Annotated in this window: 20 protein-coding genes, 1 other RNA gene, 1 pseudogene and 1 other annotated feature; of the genes and pseudogenes, 18 read left to right on the top strand and 4 right to left on the bottom strand. The window is 45.1% G+C overall.

Annotated elements, in window-relative coordinates; all coding sequences use genetic code 11:
* Positions 1–26 precede the first annotated feature (26 nt).
* Positions 27–287 carry a preprotein translocase subunit YajC gene (gene yajC, locus QNH15_RS16810; RefSeq protein WP_090234688.1) on the top strand — a complete coding sequence of 87 codons (261 nt, stop codon included), beginning with the start codon at positions 27–29 and terminating at the stop codon, positions 285–287.
* Between the two features lie 49 nt (positions 288–336).
* On the opposite strand, the gene QNH15_RS16805 is transcribed toward yajC, so the two are convergent.
* Positions 337–714 carry a TIGR04086 family membrane protein gene (locus QNH15_RS16805; RefSeq protein WP_347343349.1) on the bottom strand — a complete coding sequence of 126 codons (378 nt, stop codon included), beginning with the start codon at positions 712–714 and terminating at the stop codon, positions 337–339.
* Between the two features lie 170 nt (positions 715–884).
* Here QNH15_RS16805 and QNH15_RS16800 point away from each other — a divergent pair, with 170 nt between their 5' ends.
* On the top strand, positions 885–1,559 hold the full coding sequence (locus QNH15_RS16800; protein WP_283889408.1) for a DUF421 domain-containing protein: 675 nt from the start codon (positions 885–887) through the stop codon (positions 1,557–1,559).
* 26 nt (positions 1,560–1,585) lie between these two features.
* Here QNH15_RS16800 and spoVB read toward each other — a convergent pair whose 3' ends face one another.
* A complete protein-coding gene (gene spoVB / locus QNH15_RS16795) occupies positions 1,586–3,136 on the bottom strand; it encodes a stage V sporulation protein B (RefSeq protein WP_283889407.1) in 1,551 nt (516 codons plus the stop codon).
* A gap of 133 nt (positions 3,137–3,269) precedes the next feature.
* Here spoVB and QNH15_RS16790 point away from each other — a divergent pair, with 133 nt between their 5' ends.
* The 11 genes and pseudogenes from QNH15_RS16790 to QNH15_RS16740 all read left to right on the top strand — a co-directional run bounded on the left by QNH15_RS16790 (position 3,270) and on the right by QNH15_RS16740 (position 16,599).
* A complete protein-coding gene (locus QNH15_RS16790) occupies positions 3,270–3,521 on the top strand; it encodes a post-transcriptional regulator (protein WP_283889406.1) in 252 nt (83 codons plus the stop codon).
* A 195-nt stretch (positions 3,522–3,716) separates the two neighbouring features.
* A pseudogene (secDF, locus tag QNH15_RS16785) lies at positions 3,717–5,913 on the top strand (protein translocase subunit SecDF).
* A 77-nt stretch (positions 5,914–5,990) separates the two neighbouring features.
* Positions 5,991–8,330 carry a single-stranded-DNA-specific exonuclease RecJ gene (recJ, locus tag QNH15_RS16780; RefSeq protein WP_283889405.1) on the top strand — a complete coding sequence of 780 codons (2,340 nt, stop codon included), beginning with the start codon at positions 5,991–5,993 and terminating at the stop codon, positions 8,328–8,330.
* A gap of 20 nt (positions 8,331–8,350) precedes the next feature.
* Positions 8,351–8,863 (top strand): adenine phosphoribosyltransferase, encoded by a 513-nt coding sequence (locus QNH15_RS16775; protein ID WP_283889404.1) that lies wholly within the window; start codon positions 8,351–8,353, stop codon positions 8,861–8,863.
* Positions 8,864–9,017: 154 nt separating this feature from the next.
* Positions 9,018–11,198 carry a RelA/SpoT family protein gene (locus QNH15_RS16770; protein WP_283889403.1) on the top strand — a complete coding sequence of 727 codons (2,181 nt, stop codon included), beginning with the start codon at positions 9,018–9,020 and terminating at the stop codon, positions 11,196–11,198.
* A gap of 19 nt (positions 11,199–11,217) precedes the next feature.
* The gene (gene dtd, locus QNH15_RS16765; RefSeq protein ID WP_283889402.1) at positions 11,218–11,661 is read left to right on the top strand and encodes a D-aminoacyl-tRNA deacylase; all 444 of its coding nucleotides are present in this window, start codon (positions 11,218–11,220) and stop codon (positions 11,659–11,661) included.
* A 58-nt stretch (positions 11,662–11,719) separates the two neighbouring features.
* On the top strand, positions 11,720–11,893 hold the full coding sequence (locus QNH15_RS16760; protein WP_061972646.1) for a hypothetical protein: 174 nt from the start codon (positions 11,720–11,722) through the stop codon (positions 11,891–11,893).
* Between the two features lie 75 nt (positions 11,894–11,968).
* Positions 11,969–12,204 (top strand) — a binding site (T-box leader).
* Positions 12,205–12,290: 86 nt separating this feature from the next.
* Positions 12,291–13,559 carry a histidine--tRNA ligase gene (gene hisS / locus QNH15_RS16755; RefSeq protein ID WP_283889401.1) on the top strand — a complete coding sequence of 423 codons (1,269 nt, stop codon included), beginning with the start codon at positions 12,291–12,293 and terminating at the stop codon, positions 13,557–13,559.
* A gap of 14 nt (positions 13,560–13,573) precedes the next feature.
* Positions 13,574–15,361, top strand: coding sequence for an aspartate--tRNA ligase (gene aspS, locus QNH15_RS16750; RefSeq protein ID WP_283889400.1), 1,788 nt, complete (start codon positions 13,574–13,576; stop codon positions 15,359–15,361).
* Between the two features lie 89 nt (positions 15,362–15,450).
* Positions 15,451–15,628: non-coding RNA, 6S RNA (gene ssrS, locus QNH15_RS16745), on the top strand.
* A gap of 203 nt (positions 15,629–15,831) precedes the next feature.
* Positions 15,832–16,599 (top strand): tRNA threonylcarbamoyladenosine dehydratase, encoded by a 768-nt coding sequence (locus QNH15_RS16740; protein WP_283889399.1) that lies wholly within the window; start codon positions 15,832–15,834, stop codon positions 16,597–16,599.
* 29 nt (positions 16,600–16,628) lie between these two features.
* Here the strand turns inward: QNH15_RS16740 and QNH15_RS16735 are convergent, their stop codons facing one another.
* Together QNH15_RS16735 and QNH15_RS16730 are read right to left on the bottom strand one after the other, a co-directional pair.
* On the bottom strand, positions 16,629–17,363 hold the full coding sequence (locus QNH15_RS16735; protein ID WP_347343348.1) for an RsfA family transcriptional regulator: 735 nt from the start codon (positions 17,361–17,363) through the stop codon (positions 16,629–16,631).
* A 116-nt stretch (positions 17,364–17,479) separates the two neighbouring features.
* Complete coding sequence (locus QNH15_RS16730) at positions 17,480–18,814, bottom strand: AAA family ATPase (RefSeq protein ID WP_283889398.1); 1,335 nt, start codon at positions 18,812–18,814, stop codon at positions 17,480–17,482.
* A gap of 147 nt (positions 18,815–18,961) precedes the next feature.
* Between QNH15_RS16730 and QNH15_RS16725 the strand changes: the two genes are divergently transcribed.
* From QNH15_RS16725 to QNH15_RS16705, 5 genes are all read left to right on the top strand, one after another.
* The gene (locus QNH15_RS16725; RefSeq protein WP_283889397.1) at positions 18,962–19,669 is read left to right on the top strand and encodes a YczE/YyaS/YitT family protein; all 708 of its coding nucleotides are present in this window, start codon (positions 18,962–18,964) and stop codon (positions 19,667–19,669) included.
* Positions 19,602–20,021 carry a cysteine metabolism transcriptional regulator CymR gene (gene cymR, locus QNH15_RS16720; protein ID WP_061972664.1) on the top strand — a complete coding sequence of 140 codons (420 nt, stop codon included), beginning with the start codon at positions 19,602–19,604 and terminating at the stop codon, positions 20,019–20,021. The genes QNH15_RS16725 and cymR overlap by 68 nt, the downstream gene beginning before the upstream one ends.
* A gap of 24 nt (positions 20,022–20,045) precedes the next feature.
* Entirely contained in the window at positions 20,046–21,185 is a 1,140-nt protein-coding gene (locus QNH15_RS16715) for a cysteine desulfurase family protein (protein WP_283889396.1), read from the top strand.
* A gap of 37 nt (positions 21,186–21,222) precedes the next feature.
* The gene (mnmA, locus tag QNH15_RS16710; RefSeq protein WP_283889395.1) at positions 21,223–22,347 is read left to right on the top strand and encodes a tRNA 2-thiouridine(34) synthase MnmA; all 1,125 of its coding nucleotides are present in this window, start codon (positions 21,223–21,225) and stop codon (positions 22,345–22,347) included.
* Between the two features lie 106 nt (positions 22,348–22,453).
* Entirely contained in the window at positions 22,454–23,095 is a 642-nt protein-coding gene (locus tag QNH15_RS16705) for a tetratricopeptide repeat protein (RefSeq protein ID WP_283889394.1), read from the top strand.
* The last annotated feature ends 17 nt before the right edge of the window (positions 23,096–23,112 follow it).

Raw genomic sequence — 23,112 nt, 5'->3', positions numbered from 1 at the left:
TTAACTAATTGAAAGGGGTGAAATAAATGGGTAGCTTAGGTTCTTTATTACCAATCTTGCTAATGTTTGTCATCTTCTACTTTTTGCTGATCAGACCTCAGCAAAAAAGGCAAAAGGCTGTGCGAACAATGCAATCCGGTCTGAAAAAAGGGGATCATGTTGTCACGATCGGCGGTCTTCACGGCACAATTGAAGTGCTGGAAGAAAACACGGTTGTCATCAAGTCCAAAGATGGTTCCGCATTGACGTTTGACCGCAATGCGATCCGTGAATCAAGAGAAGTATAATGAAAAGCAGAAGCGCCACCGCGTTTCTGCTTTTATTACGATTTGAACATTATTTATGACTGCTGACATTGACACCCATGATGGCTCCCAGCATACAAAGCAGCAAAAAGATACCGTGAAACAGGTATTGGGTGGAGGTGAATGTGGTTTGATAACCCAGATACTGAACCAAAAAAACGAATAAGGAAAAAAGAAGGGCGGTGCCTATACCGAGCATCATGCCTTTTTCTTTGCCTTTTTTTCCTGATAGAAAACCACCGATAAAAAGGGATAAAAAAGAAAGACCGGTGGTTACCCATTTCAAAGATACCTCTGTTAGTGACGTGAAGCGCAACAGAAGAGAAAGGATCAGACTGCTTATAATAATGGCAACCAATATGGCGGCAACTCCTTTTATCATTGCCGAAAACATATGCCTTGCATTCACCTGGATTCGTCCCCCTTTACATACAAGCCTTCCTTATAACCATATTCACTGTCGCAAAAAACAGAACCGGAAAAAAGACCATTATTTATTTCAATTACCAAAACCTACGCCTCATGTTCGCTCCCTGCCATGGTCAAACTAAGGTTGACTGAAAGAAGGGAGGGACTGCAATGGAATATTATACAATTGTGTTAAGGACCATTTTCGTCTACTTTATTTTAATTGGTGTGTTCCGCCTGATGGGAAAACGTGAAATCGGAAAATTGTCAGTTCTCGATTTTGTCGTGTCCATCATGATCGCCGAGCTTGCCGTTATCTCGATCGAAGACCCCAAAGTACCGATGCTTAAACATTTGATCGGAATCTTCGTACTGTTTCTTATACAAATTTTCCTTGCGTTCCTTTCTTTGAAGAGCAAAAAAGTGAGAGAAATAGTGGACGGGAAGCCTTCAATCATTATTGAGAACGGACACATAAACGAATCTGAAATGAAAAGGCAACGGTATAATTTTGATGATTTGCTTACCCAACTGAGAGAAAACAATGTGAGAAACGTGACAGACGTGGAATTCGGAATACTGGAATCTACGGGTAAACTTTCAGTGATTACAAAAGAGGACAGCGTGAAGACAGGTGATTCTGAAATTCCTTACAGTAACCTTCCTTTGGTATTTCCAGTGATTCTGGATGGGAAAATTCAGGAAGAGCACTTGAAAAAATTGGATAAAACCTCCCTCTGGCTGCGTCAGGAATTGCGAAAAATGGGGTTTAGGGACACAAAGAAAATTACGCTTTGCACAATCAATAAAAACGGAACCTTATATGTGGACCAAAAAGACGAGTAAGCAGTCTCCCGTTTGGGAAGCTGCTTTTATACCCATCGCTTAATAATGGGCAACTGCCTGAGATCGTCTCTTTTTATGAGCCGAAAGAAAAACAGGGTTGTAAGGTAGAGAATACCGGTAAGTAACAAACTGAAACAGATGCCAGGCACTTTTGAAAACTGTGGAAAGATATACGTATAAATAAAGTGGGAACCAAAACCAGTGATCAGGATCGACATTAAACCAAAGATAAAATCCTTTGCTTTTATAGAATAGCTGATGGCTTTTGCGACGCTTGCAAAATGAAGGAGCGTAACGACAACGATTCCCAGCACAATGGCCAGTGCCACTCCCATAATCCCGAACTCTGGCCGGGTGGCAAGTGCGAAGATGGCGGCAAGCTTGACGACAGAGCCAATGAGGCTGTTCATCATCGCAGCTCTGGCCAAATTCATGGCCTGCAGCACAGCCTGCAAGGGACCTTGAAAGTAAAGAAAGAAAAACAGTGGGGTCATCACCTTCAAATAGCTCGCCGAGGCCGGTGAATCATACATTAGATCCATAATGGGAACAGCATACACGTACATCACCACAGCGGCTATGCCCCCGGACAGCATGGAAAGTCGCAAAGCCTGATTCAGCCGATGTTCAATCAGGCCATACTTCTTATTGGCGTTGGCTTCGCTGATCGCAGGAACAAGTGATACGGATAACGAAAATGTGATAAATGTGGGCAAGAATAACAAGGGAATAACGTAACCGGCCAGTTCCCCATACTGCCTGGTGGCTGCGATTGCACTGACTCCGGCGATGGCGAGACTTTGTGCGACCACAATAGGTTCAAAAAAGTAAGAAACCGACCCGATCAGCTGGCTTCCGGTTGTAGGAAGGGCAATGCCAAGCAATTCTTTCAGCGTATCATGCCCGCTTTTCAACTGTTTGAAAAAGCCTTTTCGGACTTTCATGTTTTTTTTCAACTTAAACATGGAAAACATATAAAGGAGAGAAGCCAGTTCTCCGATAATTACGGAGATCATGGCTCCTGCCGCTGCAAATTCAACACCATAGGGTAGAAAAAAGCTGGTTAAAAGTGCAACAAGAGTAATCCGCACAATTTGTTCAATTACCTGTGAATAGGCGGAAGGACGCATGTTTTGCAGCCCCTGAAAATAGCCTCTCAGTACAGAAGATACGGCAATGATCGGAACCACGGGTGCAATTGCAATTAATGGATAAAAGGTTCTTTTGTCTGTAAAGAAATAGTGAGATAATATAGGAGCGGCTACTATCATGGCCGTCGTAAAGATAATGCTTAATACCCCTGTGATCGCAAGAGAGACGATCAGCACTTTTTTAATTTTCTTACGGTCTCCTTTTGCATCCGCTTCGGCAACCAGTTTGGAAATCGCAACCGGAAGGCCCATGCGTGTTAATGTAATGGCAAGCAGCATGGTCGGCACTGCCATCATATACAAACCAACGCCTTCCTGGCCCATGACCCGGGCCACCACAATACGATTAATAAAACCAAGGATCCTTGTGATCAGTCCCGCCAGTATGAGAAGGAGAGTTCCCTGGATGAGTGTTTGTTTTGACATTTTTGGGCCCTACTTTCTTTTCAGAAATGAAATCGACCGTCTGGCATCTGTGTAACCCATTTATATGGAGAAAAGGGACAAAGCATGACAAGTAGTTTCGTTCAAAAAAGAGAAAAAACGAGGTGAAAAAACGGTGAATGCCACGTCGTTTGAAGAGTTACAAGATCAGGTGGAACCCGCGTTAAAAAGCAAAACCGAAGAATTTCACTTTCTTGGCTATGAGAGCGTCACAAGCGAGGAAATCTGGGATTGCGTCATACAAAAAGCGCAAAAGAAAAAAGTAGAAGTAAGGCTTCACGTTCTTGTAGGTTTGATTCTCAATTTGTCGTTGACCGATTTTATGAATTGGCTGACGCTTGAAGCCTATAAAAAGGATGTAAAATAAGAGGCCATTGCATCGTGATGGTTTCTTTTTTTCTTTCGGGCAAAACAGGGATTGTGTAAGTTTTTACAAAGTTCACCTTATGAAATTGACAGAAAAAAACAACAGTCGATATAATGGGGAAGGTTGGACTCATTTTACATAATGGCTTCATTTTGTTTGTAAAGCAGTGTAGCAGCATGAAGGAGGAAAGGGATAATGGTAAAAAAGAACAGGATTGCCACGTTTATATTAATCCTGGCCGCTTTTGCGGTATTAATCGGTTTCACCACACCGCAAATCGTGAAAAACATTAAACTGGGTCTTGATCTGCAAGGCGGGTTTGAGGTTCTTTATCAGGTAAAACCGGCAAAAAAAGGCCAAAAGATTGATAATGATGTGTTAAAAAGTGCTGTACAGGCATTGGATCGCAGGGTGAACGTACTCGGTGTATCAGAACCAAATATCACCATCGAGGGTAAGGACAGAATCCGTGTCCAGCTCGCAGGGGTGAAGGATCAAAACAATGCCCGTAAGCTCCTTTCCACGAAAGCACAGCTGACGTTCCGCGATGTAAACGATAAAGTTTTGCTCGACGGTTCCGACCTTAAAGGCGGCGGTTCAAAAGTTACATATAACCAGCAAAACCAGCCGATTGTCCAGCTTACGCTGAAAGACGGAGACAAGTTTGGTGAAGTAACAAAAAAAGTGATGAATATGGGGCCTGGGCAAAATCAGCTGGTCATCTGGCTCGATTATGAAAAAGGCGATTCCTATAAAGCGGAAGCCGGGAAAAAAGACCCGAAATTCATTTCTGCTCCTTCTGTAAACAGCGTTCTTGACCAAAAACAGGTTGTCATTGAAGGGCGCTTTACACAGGAAGAGGCGCAAAATTTAGCAGATATTTTAAATGCCGGAGCGCTTCCGGTTAAACTGAAAGAAGTATATTCCACTTCAGTGGGGGCGAAGTTTGGGGAACAGGCGCTGCATGATACAATCTATGCGGGCTTTATTGGAGTAGCTATCATTTTCCTTTTCATGCTCCTTTATTACCGGATTCCTGGTCTTGTTGCCGTAATTACCTTAAGCATATACATTTACTTGATCCTGCTTATTTTTGACTGGATGAATGGCGTCCTGACCTTGCCGGGTATTGCCGCACTGATCCTCGGGGTTGGAATGGCTGTAGATGCCAACATTATCACGTATGAACGGATCAAGGAAGAACTAAGAAGCGGCAAGTCGGTGATGAGTGCGTTTAAAGCCGGAAACCGCAGATCATTTACCACAATCTTTGATGCGAACATCACAACAATCCTGGCCGCAGGAGTGTTATTTGCCTATGGTACAAGTTCAGTTAAAGGGTTTGCATTGGTACTTATCATTTCAGTGCTTGCCAGCTTTATCACAGCCGTGTACGGCTCCCGGGTGTTCCTTGGACTGCTGGTTAAAAGCAGATGGCTTGATAAAAAGCCAGGGTACTTCGGCGTGAAGGAGAGTGAAATCAGTGAGCTTTAATTACGACTTTGTCAAACACCGTAAGATATTCTTTATTTTCTCTTCAATTATTACCGTGCTGGGGATCGTATCTCTTTTGGTCTTTGGCTTAAACCTGGGCATTGATTTTGAGAGCGGATCGAAGGCTGAAGTCCAGGCGAAGACGTCCATAAACGCAGAGGATCTTTCTGACACGCTGAACAGTGCGGGGCTGAAGCCTGAAGAGATTCCGGTGCTCGCAGGACAAAACAACCAGCGTGCGTCCGTTGCATACAACAAAGTTTTATCAAAGGATGAAATTGCAAAGTTTAAAACAACGATAAAAGACAAATATGGAACAGAACCGAGTGTGAGTACGGTATCTCCGGTGGTCGGCCGTGAATTGGCCAGAAATGCCTTGATTTCCGTGTTGATCGCTTCGGTGGGCATCATCATTTATGTGGGCATCCGCTTTGAGTTCCTGATGGCCCTCGCTGCCATTATTGCGTTGCTGCATGATGCCTTCTTGATTATTGCGGTATTCAGCTTCCTTCGTTTGGAAGTGGACCTTACGTTTATTGCGGCGGTACTGACCATTGTCGGTTATTCCATCAATGATACCATCGTTACGTTTGACCGAATCAGGGAGAACATGAAGAAGACGAGAATCAAGAACAAAGACGTTCTCGCCGGAGTGGTCCACGACAGCATCAAACAGACGCTTACCCGTTCTATCAACACAGTACTGACCGTATTGGTGGCAGCGGTGGCGCTTTGGATCTTTGGAAGTGAATCCATCCGCAACTTCTCGATCGCTCTATTTATCGGTTTGATGTTCGGTATGTATTCTTCCATCTGTATCGCTTCACAGCTCTGGTTCGTTTGGAAGGCCAAACAATTAAAGAAACGAAACTTCAAGCCGGCAGACAGCCAGGCATAAAACAAACAATTTCATTATGGATTTCATTGTCACCTCTTAACCACTTTTGTATAATGAGTAGGTTAAGAGGTGATTTCATGTTACAGGCAAGAACGCGCTGGAACCTCCTGCCCGTTCCGGAAGAGCAGGCTTCTGCCTTATCTTCTGCATTAAAAATACCGGAACTGGTGGCAAAGCTGCTGGTTTCAAGAGGGATGGAGACCGTTGAAAGTGCAGAGCGCTTTTTATACAGCGGCCCGCAAGCATTTTATGATCCATTCATGCTGGATGGAATGAATGAAACAGTAAACAGGATTAAAACGGCCATAGAGCAAAATGAAAAGATTTTGATCTTTGGTGATTATGATGCGGATGGTGTCAGCAGCACATCTGTAATGGTATATACATTAAAGGCTTTGGGAGCCGATTTTGAATTTTACATACCGAACCGTTTTACAGAAGGATACGGACCGAATGAGCCTGCCCTCAGATGGGCGAGGGAGCAAGGTTTTACCCTTGTCATTACAGTGGATACAGGAATTTCGGCTGTTCACGAAGCGCAGGTCGCTAAAGAGATTGGTCTTGATTTTATCGTAACGGATCATCATGAACCGCCTCCTGTTCTTCCGGGTGCATACAGTATTGTTAATCCTAAAAAACCGGGCTGCCCATACCCGTTTAAAGGTTTGGCAGGCGTCGGCGTGGCATTTAAGGTTTCCCATGCACTTCTTGGAGAAGCCCCGCTGCACCTGCTTGACATCGCCTGTATTGGCACAATTGCCGATCTGGTGCCATTAGTGGACGAGAACCGGATTATTGCCAGGGAAGGCATTAAAGCACTGGAGAGAACCACCAAAAAAGGATTAAGAGCGCTTCTTGAAGTGGCCGGATTAAAGGATACGGTTTTAAACGCAGAACATGTCGGTTTTGCGATCGGGCCGAGGGTAAATGCCGCCGGCCGGCTGGATTCCGCTGTTCCTGCAGTTGAGCTTTTTACAACAGAGGACGAAGAAGCGGCAAAGATGCTCGCATCAGAAATCGATCAATTAAACAAAACCCGCCAGTCGATCGTTTCCGAAATTACGAAAGAAGCTGTTGAGGAAGTGGAACAGAACTTCCCTCCGGAGGATAATGCGGTTCTTGTGATCGCTAAAGAAGGCTGGAACCCGGGAGTCATCGGCATCGTGGCTTCACGTTTAGTGGAGAAATTTTATCGTCCGACGATCGTGCTAAGCATTGATTCGGAAAAAGGCCTCGCCAAAGGATCAGCAAGGAGCATTGAGGGCTTTGATATGTTCGAGAATCTGTCACTGAGCCGGGATATCCTTCCTCATTTTGGAGGGCATCCAATGGCGGCTGGTATGACGCTTGCAGCAAGTGATCTGGACGAATTGAGAAGCCGACTGAACCGCCAGGGCCGGGAGCAGCTGACAGAAGAAGATTTTAAACCGGTGACTGCCATTGATCTTGAATGTTCTCTGGATGAAGTTACCATTGAAACGATTGAGCAGATGAACAAGCTTGCGCCGTTTGGGGTCAATAATCCGACACCGCGGGTCTTGATTCCCGATGTGAACATCAGTGAAATCAAAAAGATTGGCAGCCAGTCCAATCACCTGAAAATCCAATTCTCAGATGGGAAGCATAAGCTTGATGCCATCGGATTTCACAAAGGTGAATTGATGGATGAGCTGAGCTATCATTCTCCGGTATCAGCTGTCGGAGAACTGTCCATTAATGAGTGGAACGGTTACCGAAAACCGCAGCTGATGCTCAGTGATCTTGCTGTGAGGGAATGGCAGCTGTTCGATCTCAGAGGAATAAGAGATGCACAAAAAAAATTGTTCTCTCTTCCCGAAAGCAAAGTGCTGATTATTGCGTTTGAAGAAGAGACGATGAAACACCCGGCGTTTTCGGAGCTTCAGGAGAGGATTTATCTTTATCCCCAACAAAAGGATCAAATGAATTTTGCCGGTAAATATGTTGTTTTTCTTGATGTGCCAAAAACAAGAGAAGAATTTTTTTATCTTCTTGAAAGCAATCCGGAGCCTGAACGAACCTATGTTATTTTTCATCAGGAAAATGACCAGTTCTTTTCATCTGTTCCGACGAGAGAGCAGTTCCGCTGGTTTTATGCCTTTTTAACGAAACGGAAGTTATTTGATGCCGCGCGACACGGGGAAGAGCTGGCCAGGCTCAAGGGATGGTCAAAAGAAGCCGTGCCTTTTATGTCAAAAGTGTTTTTTGAGCTGGACTTTGTTACAATAGAAAATGGTGTTATTACGATCAAGGATCGGCCTGAGAAAAAAGACTTGAAGCATTCAACTACATATAGGAATAAACTGGAGCAGGCTGCAATTGAAAACCAGCTCGTCTTTTCTTCCTATCAGGAATTGAAAAACTGCTTCCATCAGTCAAGGAAAGCCCCTCAGGCATAGATACAGGAGGAAAAAAGAAAATGGACTACAAAAAATATATATCCGTGGTGGAAGATTTTCCGCTTGAAGGTATTCGATTCAAAGATATTACAACCCTGATGCAGGATGGCGAAGTATATGCCAAAGCAGTGGATGATATCGCAGAATACGCAAAGGATCGAAATATTGATGTCATTGTGGGTCCTGAAGCAAGGGGCTTTATTGTTGGCTGCCCGGTTGCTTATAAATTGGGGCTTGGCTTTGTGCCGGTTCGAAAAGATGGAAAATTGCCGCGTGAAGTGGTAAAAGTAAGTTATGGACTTGAATATGGCAAGGATGTGCTTACCATACACAAAGATGCCATTAAGCCCGGCCAAAGAGTATTGATTACGGATGACCTTCTGGCAACAGGTGGCACAATTGGTGCGACTATTGAATTGGTAGAGCAGCTTGGCGGTGTTGTTGCCGGGATTGCATTCATGATCGAACTTACGTATTTGGATGGACGCGAAAAGCTATCTGGCTATGATATGTTTACGTTAACGCAATATTAAGATAGAAAGGGTGCTCTCTGTAATGGAGTACTCTTTCTTTTTCATATAGAATTGTAAATAAAGGAAATTCGACAATTTTCGTTTTTTACTTTACAGCTTCACGTTTTTTCAAGATAATAGAAGCACTATACAATTTTGACGTTAGGTGATTTTCATGACGATAGAAGAAGTATTAAAAAATGCAGAAAGCTATCTTTCCCAGGAAGATATTGAATTCTTGCGAAAAGCTTACGAATATGCAAAGGATGCACACGAAGGCCAATTCCGCAAATCGGGAGAGCCGTACATTCAGCATCCAGTTGAAGTGGCTGGTATTCTGGTCGATCTTCAAATGGACCCAGTCACAGTGGCTGCGGGTTTTCTTCATGATGTGGTGGAAGATACACCTATTACGCTGAAGGATATCAGCGACCGGTTTAATGAAGAAGTAGCCATGCTTGTTGATGGAGTCACCAAGCTGAAGAAAATCAAGTTTAAGTCAAAAGAAGAACAGCAAGCCGAAAATCACCGAAAAATGTTCGTAGCAATGGCCCAGGATATTCGCTGTATTTTGATTAAACTAGCAGACCGCCTGCACAATATGCGCACATTGAAGCATATGCCAAAAGAGAAACAGATTCAAAAAGCAAATGAAACCCTTGAAATTTTTGCGCCCCTGGCCCACAGGCTTGGTATCTCTACCATTAAGTGGGAGCTTGAAGATGTTTCATTGCGGTATCTGAATCCACAGCAGTACTACAGGATTGTAAACCTGATGAAGCAAAAGAGAGCGGAACGTGAGCAATATGTCGAAGAAGTGATGAGTGAGATCAACAGCCGTTTGTCAGAAGTGCAGATCAAAGCTGACATTTCAGGACGGCCAAAGCACATCTACAGCATTTACAGAAAAATGGTCAAGCAGAACAAACAGTTTAATGAAATCTACGATCTGCTTGCTGTCAGGGTAATTGTACACAACATCAAAGACTGCTATGCAGCTTTGGGTATCATCCATACGGCATGGAAGCCTATGCCCGGGCGTTTCAAAGATTATATTGCGATGCCAAAAGCCAATATGTATCAATCTCTTCATACAACGGTTATCGGTCCAAAAGGCGATCCGCTTGAAGTGCAAATCCGTACCATTGAAATGCATCGTGTGGCAGAATACGGGATTGCCGCTCACTGGGCATACAAGGAAGGCTCCAAGAAAGCCCCGGTTAACACGTTTGAAAATAAGTTAACCTGGTTCCGCGAAATTTTGGAGTGGCAGAATGATGTGGCAGATGCGGAAGAGTTCATGGAATCACTGAAAGTGGATCTATTCTCGGATATGGTGTTTGTCTTTACTCCAAAAGGGGATGTAATTGAGCTTCCTGCTGGCTCCGTGCCGCTGGACTTTGCCTACCGGATCCACACAGAGATCGGAAACCGGTGTATAGGTGCGAAGGTCAACGGAAAAATGGTGACGCTCGATTACAAGCTGAAGACCGGCGACATTATTGAGATCATGACGAGTAAGCATTCCTACGGACCAAGTCAGGACTGGCTCAAGATTACGCAAAGCTCACACGCGAAAAATAAGATCCGGCAGTTTTTCAAACGGGAACGCCGGGAGGAGAACGTCGCCAAAGGCAAGGAATTGATTGAGAAGGAAGTTATTGGCCGCGGATTTGACCTTAAAGATGTTTTTACACAAGAAAACATTCAAACGGTTATCAGAAAGTACAATTTTTCAAACGAGGAAGATATGTATGCCGCTGTCGGTTACAACGGCATAACGGGAGCCCAAATTGCAACAAGACTGACTGATAAGCTTCGCCGGAAAAAAGATCAGGAGCAGGAAAACAAGCAGCTTCTTGATGTGATTTCGGAATCCAAAAGTCTGCCGGCACCCAAGAAAACCGACTCAGGCATTGTTGTCAAAGGCATTGACAACCTTCTGATCCGTCTTTCCAAATGCTGCAATCCTGTGCCGGGGGACGACATCGTAGGCTATATTACAAAAGGCAGGGGTGTTTCCGTACATCGCATGGATTGTGTGAATGTAACGACCGGAGATGCTCAGGTCAGACTGCTGCCAGTAGAATGGGAAGGCAGCATTGAAAAACCGAAAAACTATAATGTGGATATTGAAATCAACGGGTTTGACCGCCGGGGTCTCCTGAACGAGGTCCTTCATGCTGTAGGCGAAACAAAAACCAATATTACTGCTGTTTCGGGAAGATCCGACAGAAACAAGATGGCGACGATCAGTATGTCCATTTCCATACAGAATGTGAACCATCTGCAAAAGGTAGTCGAACGGATCAAACAAATTCCTGATATATACGCGGTACGCCGTGTCATGCAATAAAGAAACAAAGGAGAGCGACATGCGAATAGTTTTACAGCGGGTAACAGAGGCTTCTGTTACCGTAGACGAAAAAGTCGTGGGCCAAATTGGCCACGGCTTGTTGCTCCTTGTCGGAGTAACGCATGGAGACACAGAAAAGGATGCGGAATTTCTTGCTGAAAAAGCGGCCAATCTTCGGATTTTTGAAGATGAACAGCAAAAAATGAATCTCTCGTTGCTCGATGTCGGGGGATCTATTTTATCCGTATCGCAATTTACCTTGTACGGTGACTGCAAAAAGGGAAGGCGGCCCAACTTTATGAATGCTGCCAAACCCGACCAGGCCAGAACGCTGTATGAGACGTTTAACGGAATGCTCAAGGAAAAAGGCATTACGGTTGAAACCGGCATTTTTGGGGCGATGATGGACGTGGCGTTCACGAACAGCGGCCCTGTCACCCTGATCCTCGACAGCATGGAATAAAACTTATAAAACCTTCACCTTTTGGAAAAGCTAAAAAAAAGGTGAAAGGAAGATTTGGATGCGCAACGGAGAAAAAGGAGAACATGTACATGCCCCTGTGAATCAACTGATGGGCATTGAATTTCATGATTTTATCCAAAAGGAAGCTTCATCAAGCAATATGGAACTGGCAGAGGAATTTGGAGTTCCGCTTCGCAGCGTGATCAGCCTGCGCAAGAAGATGAGGCGGTAGCCATTTTTGAAAAAATTTCGGAAAAAAATATTGACATTGTTCTTCAGGATGCGTAAGATAAATAACAATTCAATGAAATGACCAGTGACGGAGAAAAGTAGGTAAACCCCACATCGCCAGAGAGGAAGTGCCGCAGGCTGAGAGCACTTCTGCATGATGATTTAGTGAAAGACACTCCTGAGGTTTCAATTCGAACGGAAAATGAACCATACCCCAGTAGAGTTGGACGCATGCAGGCGTTACTTGCATTTGAGCGGAAGCGTATGCTTCAACCAGGGTGGCACCGCGGGTATGTAACTCCCGTCCCTATTATTATCACGATAATAATAGGGACGGGAGTTTTTTATTTTTCTAATCAAATGAAAATGAATGATGACTGATACAAGGAGGATGGGCGATGGGATATCAAATTCCAAGAGGAACACAGGATATTTTACCGGGAACCGTTGAGAAATGGCAGTATGTAGAGAACAAAGCTAGAGAGATTTGCAGCAGGTATAACTATAAGGAGATTCGGACACCAATCTTTGAACATACCGAACTCTTTTTGAGAAGTGTCGGGGACACAACGGATATTGTCCAAAAAGAGATGTATACCTTTACGGACAGAGGTGAAAGAAGCCTTACACTTCGGCCGGAGGGAACGGCAAGCACAGTGAGATCCTATGTGGAAAACAAACTGTTTGGGCTCCCTCAGCAGCCGACCAAGCTATATTATATCGGGCCGATGTTTCGCTACGAGCGGCCGCAGGCAGGGAGATACCGTCAGTTCGTTCAGTTTGGCATTGAAGCCATGGGAAGTGACGATCCATCCATCGATGCAGAAGTAATGGCGCTGGCCATGGATGTTTATAAAGAACTTGGGTTAAAACGTCTGCGTCTGGTTCTGAACACATTGGGTGATAAAGAGAGCAGGAAAGCGCACAGAGATGCGCTCGTGGCTCATTTTGAACCACGTATCGGCGAGTTTTGCCATGATTGCCAAAACCGTCTGCAAACCAATCCCCTCAGGATTCTGGACTGTAAGAAGGACCGTGATCACGAACTGATGAAGACGGCTCCTTCCATTCATGATTATCTGAATGAAGAATCAAGAAATTACTTTGAAACAGTAAAGTCGACGCTGACAGCGATGGGTATTGATTTTGTGATTGATCCGACACTTGTTCGGGGATTGGATTATTACAATCATACCGCTTTTGAGATTATGAGTGATGCAGAAGGCTTTGGTGCGATTACAACCTTAAGCGGCGGCGGCCGATACAACGGATTGGCTGAAGAAATTGGCGGACCGGCTACACCGGGGATCGGATTTGCGATGAGCCTTGAACGTTTGCTGCTGGCCCTTGATGCAGAAGGGGTAACACTTCCCATTGAAGATTCACTGGACTGCTATCTGGTCGCGATGGGAGAATCGGCAAAAGAGAAGGCACCATCCATTCTGTATCAACTCCGTAAAGCAGGCTTGAAAGCAGACAAAGACTATATGGATAAAAAAATGAAAGCCCAGTTTAAAGCCGCAGACCGGACAAACGCCAAGTTTGTTGCCGTGCTGGGTGACGATGAACTGGCCAATGGAGTCATCTCCGTGAAAGAGATGGAATCCGGCAATCAGACTGAAGTTGAGCTTGAAGAAGTAACACAATATATTTTGAAGCAAATTTGAGGAGGAGTTTCAGCATGGCAGAAAGAACGCATCAATGCGGAATATTGAATGAACAGCATGTCGGAGAGGAAGTCATCCTTAACGGCTGGGTGCAGAAGAGAAGAGATCTTGGAGGATTGATTTTCATTGATCTTCGCGACCGTTCGGGTCAGGTACAGGTAGTCTTCAGCCCGGAGGTGTCCAAGGAAGCACTCGACATTGCTGAAAAAGTAAGAAGCGAATTTGTGTTGAGTGTAAAGGGGACTATTGTTTCCCGTTCGGAAGGAACCGTGAATGAGAATGTACCAACCGGCAAAATTGAAGTTTTGGGAAAAGAACTTCAAATCATTAACAGTGCCAAAACGCCTCCATTCTCCATTTCAGAGGACAATGACATTAATGAAGACGTTCGCCTGAAATACCGCTATCTTGATTTAAGAAGGCCGGCCATGCAGGATACGATGAAACTCCGCTATCGTATTACAAAAACGATTCGCGATTTTCTTGATGCTCAGGAGTTTATGGAAATTGAAACACCAATGCTGACAAAGAGTACACCTGAAGGAGCACGTGACTATCTTGTGCCAAGCCGTGTGCATCCGGGTCACTTTTATGCTCTTCCTCAGTCACCGCAACTGTTTAAACAGCTTTTGATGGTTTCTGGATTTGAACGTTACTTCCAGGTTGTCCGCTGTTTCCGTGACGAGGATTTGCGCGCAGACCGTCAGCCTGAATTTACTCAAATTGACATTGAAACATCTTTCCTCGGTCAGGAAAAACTTATGGCTATGATGGAAGAACTGATGGTACAGCTTGCTCAGGAAGTCCGCAGCTTTTCGGTTCAAACGCCGCTTCCTCGTTTAACTTATGCAGAAGCGATGGACCGCTATGGATCAGACAAACCTGACACTCGTTTTGGAATGGAGCTGCTTAACGTTTCCGAGCTCGTAAAATCATGCGGTTTTAAAGTTTTCGCTTCAACAGTGGAAGGCGGCGGAGAAGTTAAGGCGCTGAATGTAAAGGGCCAAGCAGCGAACTATTCTCGTAAGGATATTGATGTTCTCACCGATTTCGTCAAGCGGTATGGAGCCAAGGGCCTTGCGTGGCTGAAGCTGGAGGAAAACGAGCTGAAAGGCCCGATCGCCAAGTTCTTCAATGAAGAAGAACAGCAGGGATTGATTCAGGCTCTTGAAGGAGAAGCCGGGGACCTGTTCCTGTTTGTGGCTGACAGCAAGCAGGTAGTGGCCGATTCTCTTGGAGCACTTCGCTTAAAACTCGGTAAGGACTTGAACCTGATTGATGATAGCCAGTTGAATTTCCTTTGGGTGGTAGACTTCCCGCTTGTTGAATTTGACGAAGATGCAGACCGCTATGTCGCTCTTCACCATCCATTTACGATGCCGAAGGATGAAGATCTAGAGCTCCTTGAAAGCAATCCTGGAGAGGTTCGTGCGAAGGCCTATGACTTGGTGCTGAACGGTTATGAACTTGGCGGAGGATCTCAACGTATCTATCAAAGAGACATTCAGGAGAAAATGTTCAAAACCCTCGGATTTACAGAAGAGGCTGCAAAAGAAGAGTTTGGCTTCCTCATGGATGCCTTTGAATATGGAACGCCTCCACATGGAGGAATAGCACTTGGATTGGACCGTCTCGTCATGATTCTGGCCGGTAGGAACAACCTGCGCGACACCATTGCTTTCCCGAAAACGGCAAGTGCCAGCGACCTTTTGACCAATGCTCCATCCACCGTCAGCGAGAAGCAATTAAACGAACTTCACCTGGCTGTAAAACTTGGTGAAGAAGCTGGACAAAAGGCATAGGAAAGAAGTTGGAACTGTTAGAAAATTTAAATAATGAGGGTGTATTCTCTTGTCTTACCCTATTGGATGTGATATGATTTATTCCAATAAGAGTCCTGATGTGTTCGTTAATACCGAATGTTTTGAGCCAACACTTTTTAATCGGGAGCTGGTGTTTTGACAAAGCGTGCATGCCTCCTTGCAGGGGACGCATTAATTGCCGAACAGGGCACCCACCTGCGAGAGCAGGTTCAAAACTTAGGAAGTGACGGCACAGTTGGGACTCTCATCAGCATTATTTAAAATGAATGTAAATAACAGCCCGGACGAATGTCCGGGTTTTTTGCTGTTTTTTGGCTTTGCTTATGAATAACAGTTGTACTCATTGTAAAAATGGGATATCCTTTTTAAGGACTAATGAAAGTACGATTTTTGAACCTATAGGAGTTGTGCTGTGAAACAACTTCTTTTTATAGAAAGGAGAAAGACAAATGTTACATCAATTTTCCAGAAATGAGCTGGCCATCGGAGAAGACGGGCTGGCTGCTTTAAAAGGAAGTACCGTAGGGATTCTGGGCATAGGAGGGGTAGGATCATTTTCAGCCGAAGCGCTGGCAAGAGCAGGTATCGGAAAACTGATTCTCGTAGACAAAGATGTAGTGGATATCACTAATGTGAACCGGCAGATCCATGCGTTGCTCTCCACGGTGGGCCAATCGAAAGTAGAGCTTATGAAACAGAGGATTGCAGATATTAATCCGGAGTGCGAAGTTATCGCACTTGAAATGTTCTATACTGAAGAAACGTACGAACAATTTTTTGACTATGATTTGGATTTTGTTGTGGATGCTTCAGATACGATTACGTACAAAGTTCATCTCGCCAAAGAGTGCCTGAATCGAAAAATACCGATCATTGCAAGTATGGGTGTGGCCAACAAGCTGGATCCAACACGGCTTCGCATCACCGATATTTCCAAAACCAGCTATGATCCAATCGCCAGGGTGGTGCGTCAGCGCCTTCGAAAAGAAGGAATCCATAAGGGAGTCACCGTTGTGTTCTCGGATGAAATTCCTGTTCAGATCAGAGAAGAAATCCGAGAGAAAATTGTGCCGGAAAATGCGCCGGGAATCAGGAAGGCAAAAATGCCTCCATCCTCAAACTCCTTTGTTCCGTCGGTTTCCGGATTGTTTATGGCCGGACATGTTGTAAACACCTTACTTGAAAGCCATCAAATCAAGATTAACCGAATGCATTAAAAAAAGAAGGGCTCACATGAGTCCTTCTTTTATTTTGCAAGTTTTTCCAAGTTTCCGTTCTTATCCATGCGGAAGCTTTGGTTGTCGCCGGCATCATCCTGCAGGAGAACCATTCTTCGGGCACGATCCATGATTTCCAGGAGTGCCTGGTAGTCTTCTTTCATTCCAGCGAATTCTTTTTCAAGTGTGTTCAGCTGCGACGACAATTTTTGGTTTTGGTGAAAAAGGTCCTCATTCTGGCGCTTCAGGGCTGTATTTTCATCCTCCATACGCCCGCTGGCAAGACCGTTACGGTTAATATCAGAAAGATAACGAATAACTTCATCAAGCGTTAATGACTGTCCTTGAGATTGATAGGTTGTTTGAACCTCAGGAACATCCGGCTGATAGGATGGTTCCTGCAAGGAACTTTGTATAGCCGGAGCCGTATACGGCGTTTTAAAGAACTCTTCAGGATGATATACTTCATCATCCGCAGGCTTTGGCGGTTTAACGATGGTTTTCGGCTTGTTTTGCTGTCCCTTGGCAAGGGCTCTCTGTCGTTCCTTACGCTGTTTTTTCGCAATCTTTAACGCTTGTTCGTATTTTTTCCGGACAATGGCATTCCAGCGAAAGCCGACAGCAGCGCTTGTGCGTTCAAGTTTATCGCCAACCTCTTCAAAGGCATGAAGCTGTGTGCTGCCTTCTCGGACATGGCGCAAAACCGTCTCGGCAAGCAGAAGATCATCTTCCTCTGACCAGGCGTCCTGTCTTATTTTCATCATATATATCCTCTCCTTGATTCATAAAGTACGAGTTTATGTTCTCATTTTGAGCAAAAGAAGAGGATTCTATACGTCATTTCAAAAATTTGCTAGTTTGCCTTAACAGAGTGATAGATTTAGGTTTCTTTGCGCTTCCGGTCATTAAAATAATCAAGCCGCTTCTGAATATTTTTTTCAAACCCTCTGGGTGTGGGATCATAAAATTTCTTGTTCTTTAAATGGTCAGGCAAGTATTGCTGGACCACATATCCGTCCGGGTAGTTATGAGGGTATTTATATTCCTTGCCATGTCCAAGCTCGCTCGCACCCTTGTAATGGGCATCACGCAGGTGGATGGGAACCTGGCCGCTCTTTTCATTTTTAACAGCTTGCATGGCTTTATCGATCCCCATGATGACTGCATTGCTCTTGGGAGCTGTTGCAAGGTAAACAACGGCTTCCGCCAAAGGGATGCGTGCTTCGGGCATTCCGACAAAATCCACTGCGTAGGCTGCAGCCTGTGCAACGAGAAGAGCGTTTGGATCTGCGAGTCCGATATCTTCTGCTGCATGAACGTAGATTCTTCGGGCGATAAATCTTGGATCTTCGCCTGCATAGATCATTTTGGCCAGCCAATAAAGGGCGGCATCCGGGTCAGAACCCCGGATACTCTTGATGAATGCCGAAATCGTATCGTAATGATTATCGCCCTTCTTGTCATACTGCAGCACGCGCTGCTGAATGCTTTCTTCCGCGATCCCGAGGGTGATGCGGATTTTCCCTGATGAATCGGGTTTGGTGGTGAGTACGGCCAGTTCCAGTGCATTCAAGGCGGTCCTTGCATCACCATTTGCGACAGAGACAAGATGGGAGAGGGCGTCTTCCTCGATCTCAATGTTGTATTTTCCGTAGCCCCTCTCGGTATTTTCGAGTGTCCGGAGAAGAACGTTGCGGATATGGTCATCGGTCAGGTGTTCAAACCGGAACAGCCTTGACCTGGACAGCAGGGCGGGATTGATTTCGAACATGGGGCTCTCTGTGGTGGCGCCGATCAGAATGACAGTGCCATCTTCCACAAAGGGAAGCAGCGCATCCTGCTGGCTTTTATTGAACCGGTGAATTTCATCGATGAACAGAACTGTTTTCTTCTCGTCCATGACCAGCCGTTCTTTGGCTTCCCCGGTTACCCGTTTGATGTCTGCCACTCCTGATGTAACAGCATTCAACTGCTCGAAGAAGGCAGATGTGGAATTGGCAATGATTTTGGCCAGCGTGGTTTTGCCAGTGCCTGGTGGGCCAAAAAATATCATGGGTGTCAGCTGATCCGCTTCAATGGCCCGCCGCAGTAGTTTCCCTTCGCCAACAATATGTGATTGTCCGATAAATTCCTGTATGGATCGGGGGCGCATCCGGCTTGCAAGCGGCCCCATGGTTTTATTTTCATAAGATTGATGGTCACTGAATAAATCCATAATTTCCTCCTGTACTAAAGAACCTTAACCCGTTATGACTGGTAACCAAAAGGTACTATACCGGTCATTTGAATGCAAGAATTAGCTTTTTCGTGCTATAATAGTTTGGGTTTATGTGCAAAAATGGACAAAGGGAAGGAAATACTAATGAAAATAGTTAATCCCGATGCAAAGCCTTTCTTTGTCAAATGGCTCGTATTTTTTATGGGACTCGTTCTCTTGTCATTTGGCGTCTCGCTGATGATTAAAACCAACCTCGGAAGCGCGCCCTGGGACGTTTTACATATTGGTTTGTATTATCAATTCGGATTGTCGATTGGCACCTGGTCCATCATAATGGGGTTCCTGATTCTTGGAGCTACTTCCTGGCTAACGAAAAAATGGCCGCAGGTGGGCGCTTTTCTTAACATGATTTTTGTTGGGATTTTTATTGATATCTTTATGGCTATTCCCTTCTTCAAAACACCCGAGTCGGTCATTGGCGCGATTGCCATGCTTGCGGCAGGCCTTGTTATCAATGGGTTTGGAATGGGATTTTACATCGCATGCGATTGTGGTGCCGGTCCCCGTGACAGCTTAATGCTGGCATTAACGGAGAAAACGGGAAAGAAAATTTCACATATCCGGCTGGCGATGGAACTATTTGTTTTAACCGGAGGTTGGCTGCTTAAAGGGCCGATCTCACTTGGAACCATACTGTTTTGTGTCACGATCGGGAGCATTGTAGGATTTACGCTTCCGGTTTGCAGAAAAATCGTTAATTATTGGATAGAACGGAGCGTGTATTATGAAAATCTCAACAAAAGGACGATACGGGTTAACCATCATGATGGCTTTGGCAAAAAAGCAAGGTGAAGGGCCGATTGCTTTAAAATTGATCGCAAAAGAACATAATTTGTCTGAGCATTATTTGGAACAGCTGATTTCTCCCCTTCGAAACGCGGGTTTAGTTAAAAGCATCAGGGGAGCATACGGCGGCTACATTCTGGCCCAGGATGCCAAAGAAATTACAGCAGGTGACATTATCCGTGTGCTTGAAGGCCCGATTACTCCGGTAGAACTCATGGATGATGAAGAGCCGGCAAAGCGGGATCTTTGGATAAAAATCCGCGATGCCGTAAAGGATGTTCTTGATAATACAACCCTGGATGATTTGGCAAACTATGAAGGAGATGCCAGCCAGGATGCATACATGTTTTATATCTAGTCAACTAAGAAAGAAGGTGGTCTAATGGACCTTATATATGTAGACCATGCCGCAACTTCACCGATTCATCCCGAAGTGGTTCAGGAAATGATGCCTTATTTTACTGAGTACTTCGGAAATCCTTCAAGCATTCACCAGTTTGGCAGAAAAACGCGCCAGCTTCTGGATGAAGCAAGAAGAATGGCTGCGAAAAGTATTGGTGCGGCACCCAATCAGATCATGTTTACAAGCGGCGGCACCGAGGCGGATAACGCGGCTATTTTTGGGATTGCCTATGCCAACAAGGAACGCGGCAACCATATCATTACCACTCAAATTGAGCATCATGCCGTGCTTCATGCATGTGAGGAGCTGGAACGGCAGGGCTTTGAGGTAACGTACCTTCCCGTTGATGAAACGGGAAGGATTTCATTGCAGAATGTGAAGGAAGCACTGCGTGAGGATACCGTGCTTGTCACGATCATGTATGGCAATAACGAGGTCGGTACGGTTCAGGATATACCGGCCATAGGTGAACTTCTTGAATGCCATCAGGCCTATTTTCATACCGATGCGGTTCAGGCCTATGGCGTTCTGCCACTGAATGTGGATGAACTGAAGGTTGATCTGCTCAGCATATCAGGACACAAAATCAATGGACCAAAGGGGACCGGTTTTCTTTATATCAGGGAAGGAGTTGCGATTGCACCTTCATCCTTCGGTGGAGAACAAGAGCGGAAACGCAGAGCAGGAACAGAAAACGTGGCGGGGATTGCCGGCCTGGCGAAGGCTATTTCTATTATGATGGAACAAGGTGCAGAGAAAGCTGCTGCGTATCTGGCGTATAAGGAAGCAATGCTTGCAATTTTAATAAAAGAAGACATTAATTTTCAGGTCAATGGCGATCCGGAGCATGGACTGCCTCATATCTTGAATGTCAGCTTTCCTGGCGTGAAAACAGAAGTGATGCTTGTTAATCTTGACCTCGCGGGAATTGCAGCATCGAGCGGTTCAGCCTGTACTGCAGGTTCGGTCGAGCCGTCCCATGTTCTTACGGCGATGTTTGGGAAGACAGAGCGGACAAAGAATTCGATCCGTTTCAGCTTTGGTTTAAACAATACGAAGGAGCAAATTGAGAAAACAGCGTACGAGACAGCAAAAATAGTGAAACGCCTGCAAAAATGAGGTACACTCTCATTTGTAAAGAAAGGGGGGTGATGAAATGTCAACAAGACACGAAAAATCACCTGCAGAAACAAGAGTCGTCATCGGGATGTCCGGTGGGGTCGACTCCTCTGTTGCGGCATTGATGCTTAAACAGCAAGGATATGATGTAATCGGCATCTTTATGAAAAACTGGGATGATACCGACGAGTTCGGGGTCTGCACCGCCACTGAAGATTACAATGATGTCATTGCTGTAGCCAACCAGATCGGCATACCTTATTATGCGGTCAATTTTGAGAAAGAATATTGGGACAAGGTATTTACCTATTTCCTTGAAGAATATAAAGCAGGAAGAACACCAAATCCTGACGTGATCTGCAACAAGGAGATCAAATTTAAAGCATTTCTGGATCATGCGATGAGTCTGGGGGCTGACTTTGTGGCAACCGGCCATTATGCGCGTGTAGCCGAACAAGACGGCGAAGTAAAAATGCTGCGCGGCGTGGACGAAAACAAAGACCAAACCTATTTTTTGAATCAGCTCTCCCAGGAACAGATTGAAAAAGTAATGTTTCCGATCGGAGAATTGAACAAGCCTCAAATCCGTCAAATGGCTGCAGAAGCAGGATTGGCAACAGCCAAGAAAAAGGATTCCACAGGAATTTGTTTTATTGGAGAACGTGATTTCAAAGATTTTTTAAGCAATTATCTTCCGGCAAAACCCGGTGAGATGCGAACCCTCGATGGTGACTTCAAAGGAAAGCATGATGGTCTGATGTACTATACCATTGGCCAGCGGCATGGCCTCGGGATCGGTGGAAGCGGCGAACCCTGGTTTGTTGTCGGCAAGGATTTGACCGAAAATGTTTTGTTTGTGGAGCAGGGCTTTGATCATGAATCGCTCTACAGTGAGAGCCTGACCGCTGTTCAGCCAAGCTGGATGAGCAATAAGCCAATGGAAAAAACATTCCATTGCACAGCAAAATTCAGATACCGGCAGCCCGATAAAGGAGTAACCGTTAACCTTCTTGATGACGGAAAGCTGCATGTGGTCTTTGATGAACCACAACGTGCGATTACACCCGGACAGGCGGTTGTATTCTATGATGGAGACATCTGCCTTGGCGGTGCCACCATCGATGAAGTAATCAAAAACGGCGAACCTATTTCTTATCTGTAAAAAGATAAAAACCAGTCCATGTATGATCGTGGACTGGTTTTTTCTTCAAGAACAAATTTTTGTTATACTTTAAACAGTATAAGGATTCAGGAGGAAACAAAAACAAGTGGAACAGGATTATTTAAAAAAGGGAAAACTGGAAGAAACCGCACGAAAACTGGAACAGCAGATTGAACAGGAGCCGGATAATCCGGTCCTTTACATCAATTACGGAAACCTGATTTCCGCTGTTCATGAGTATGAAAAAGCTATTGCTTTTTTTGAAAAGGCGCTTCAGCTTGATCCCGAGGCAGGTACAGCATGGTACAGCATGGGGATCGCGCTCTATGAGCTTGAACGGTATCCGGAGGCAGCACACTGTTTTCAGCAGGCATTGCAAAAAGGAATCCAGGAAGGCGATGTCTATTTTATGCTCGGCATGTGCTACGTTCAGAATAACGAACAAAGGCGCGCGCTTCCGCACTTTTTGCGTGCCACAGAACTGGACAGCAATGACGTGGAATCGCTATTTCAGTATGGACTCTGTCTCGCTCAGATGGAACAGGTCAATGAGGCTGTAGACGTGTTTCAAAGGGTGACCGCAAACAATCCAAAGCATGCGGATGCGTTTTATAACCTTGGAGTAGGCTACGTCTATTTTGACAAACCGCAGGAGGCACTCGAGGCTTTTAATCAGGCGCTGTCTATCCAGCCGGATCACTACCTTGCAGCGAATGGCAAAAAAAATGTGGAAAACATACTGAACTAAGAGCTGGTTTAATGCCA

The organism is Fictibacillus enclensis (assembly GCF_030123385.1).
Classification (GTDB): domain Bacteria; phylum Bacillota; class Bacilli; order Bacillales; family Fictibacillaceae; genus Fictibacillus_C; species Fictibacillus_C enclensis.
This window is presented reverse-complemented; position numbering and strand designations above follow the sequence as displayed.

Bases quoted from the DNA above. Each gene is read 5' to 3' on its own strand.
- yajC (WP_090234688.1), top strand. From the start codon at position 27: ATGGGTAGCTTAGGTTCTTTATTACCAATCTTGCTAATGTTTGTCATC.
- QNH15_RS16800 (WP_283889408.1), top strand. From the start codon at position 885: ATGGAATATTATACAATTGTGTTAAGGACCATTTTCGTCTACTTTATT.
- spoVB (WP_283889407.1), bottom strand. From the start codon at position 3,136: ATGTCAAAACAAACACTCATCCAGGGAACTCTCCTTCTCATACTGGCG.
- recJ (WP_283889405.1), top strand. From the start codon at position 5,991: ATGTTACAGGCAAGAACGCGCTGGAACCTCCTGCCCGTTCCGGAAGAG.
- QNH15_RS16775 (WP_283889404.1), top strand. From the start codon at position 8,351: ATGGACTACAAAAAATATATATCCGTGGTGGAAGATTTTCCGCTTGAA.
- QNH15_RS16770 (WP_283889403.1), top strand. From the start codon at position 9,018: ATGACGATAGAAGAAGTATTAAAAAATGCAGAAAGCTATCTTTCCCAG.
- dtd (WP_283889402.1), top strand. From the start codon at position 11,218: ATGCGAATAGTTTTACAGCGGGTAACAGAGGCTTCTGTTACCGTAGAC.
- QNH15_RS16760 (WP_061972646.1), top strand. From the start codon at position 11,720: ATGCGCAACGGAGAAAAAGGAGAACATGTACATGCCCCTGTGAATCAA.
- hisS (WP_283889401.1), top strand. From the start codon at position 12,291: ATGGGATATCAAATTCCAAGAGGAACACAGGATATTTTACCGGGAACC.
- aspS (WP_283889400.1), top strand. From the start codon at position 13,574: ATGGCAGAAAGAACGCATCAATGCGGAATATTGAATGAACAGCATGTC.
- QNH15_RS16740 (WP_283889399.1), top strand. From the start codon at position 15,832: ATGTTACATCAATTTTCCAGAAATGAGCTGGCCATCGGAGAAGACGGG.
- QNH15_RS16735 (WP_347343348.1), bottom strand. From the start codon at position 17,363: ATGATGAAAATAAGACAGGACGCCTGGTCAGAGGAAGATGATCTTCTG.
- QNH15_RS16730 (WP_283889398.1), bottom strand. From the start codon at position 18,814: ATGGATTTATTCAGTGACCATCAATCTTATGAAAATAAAACCATGGGG.
- QNH15_RS16725 (WP_283889397.1), top strand. From the start codon at position 18,962: ATGAAAATAGTTAATCCCGATGCAAAGCCTTTCTTTGTCAAATGGCTC.
- cymR (WP_061972664.1), top strand. From the start codon at position 19,602: ATGAAAATCTCAACAAAAGGACGATACGGGTTAACCATCATGATGGCT.
- QNH15_RS16715 (WP_283889396.1), top strand. From the start codon at position 20,046: ATGGACCTTATATATGTAGACCATGCCGCAACTTCACCGATTCATCCC.
- mnmA (WP_283889395.1), top strand. From the start codon at position 21,223: ATGTCAACAAGACACGAAAAATCACCTGCAGAAACAAGAGTCGTCATC.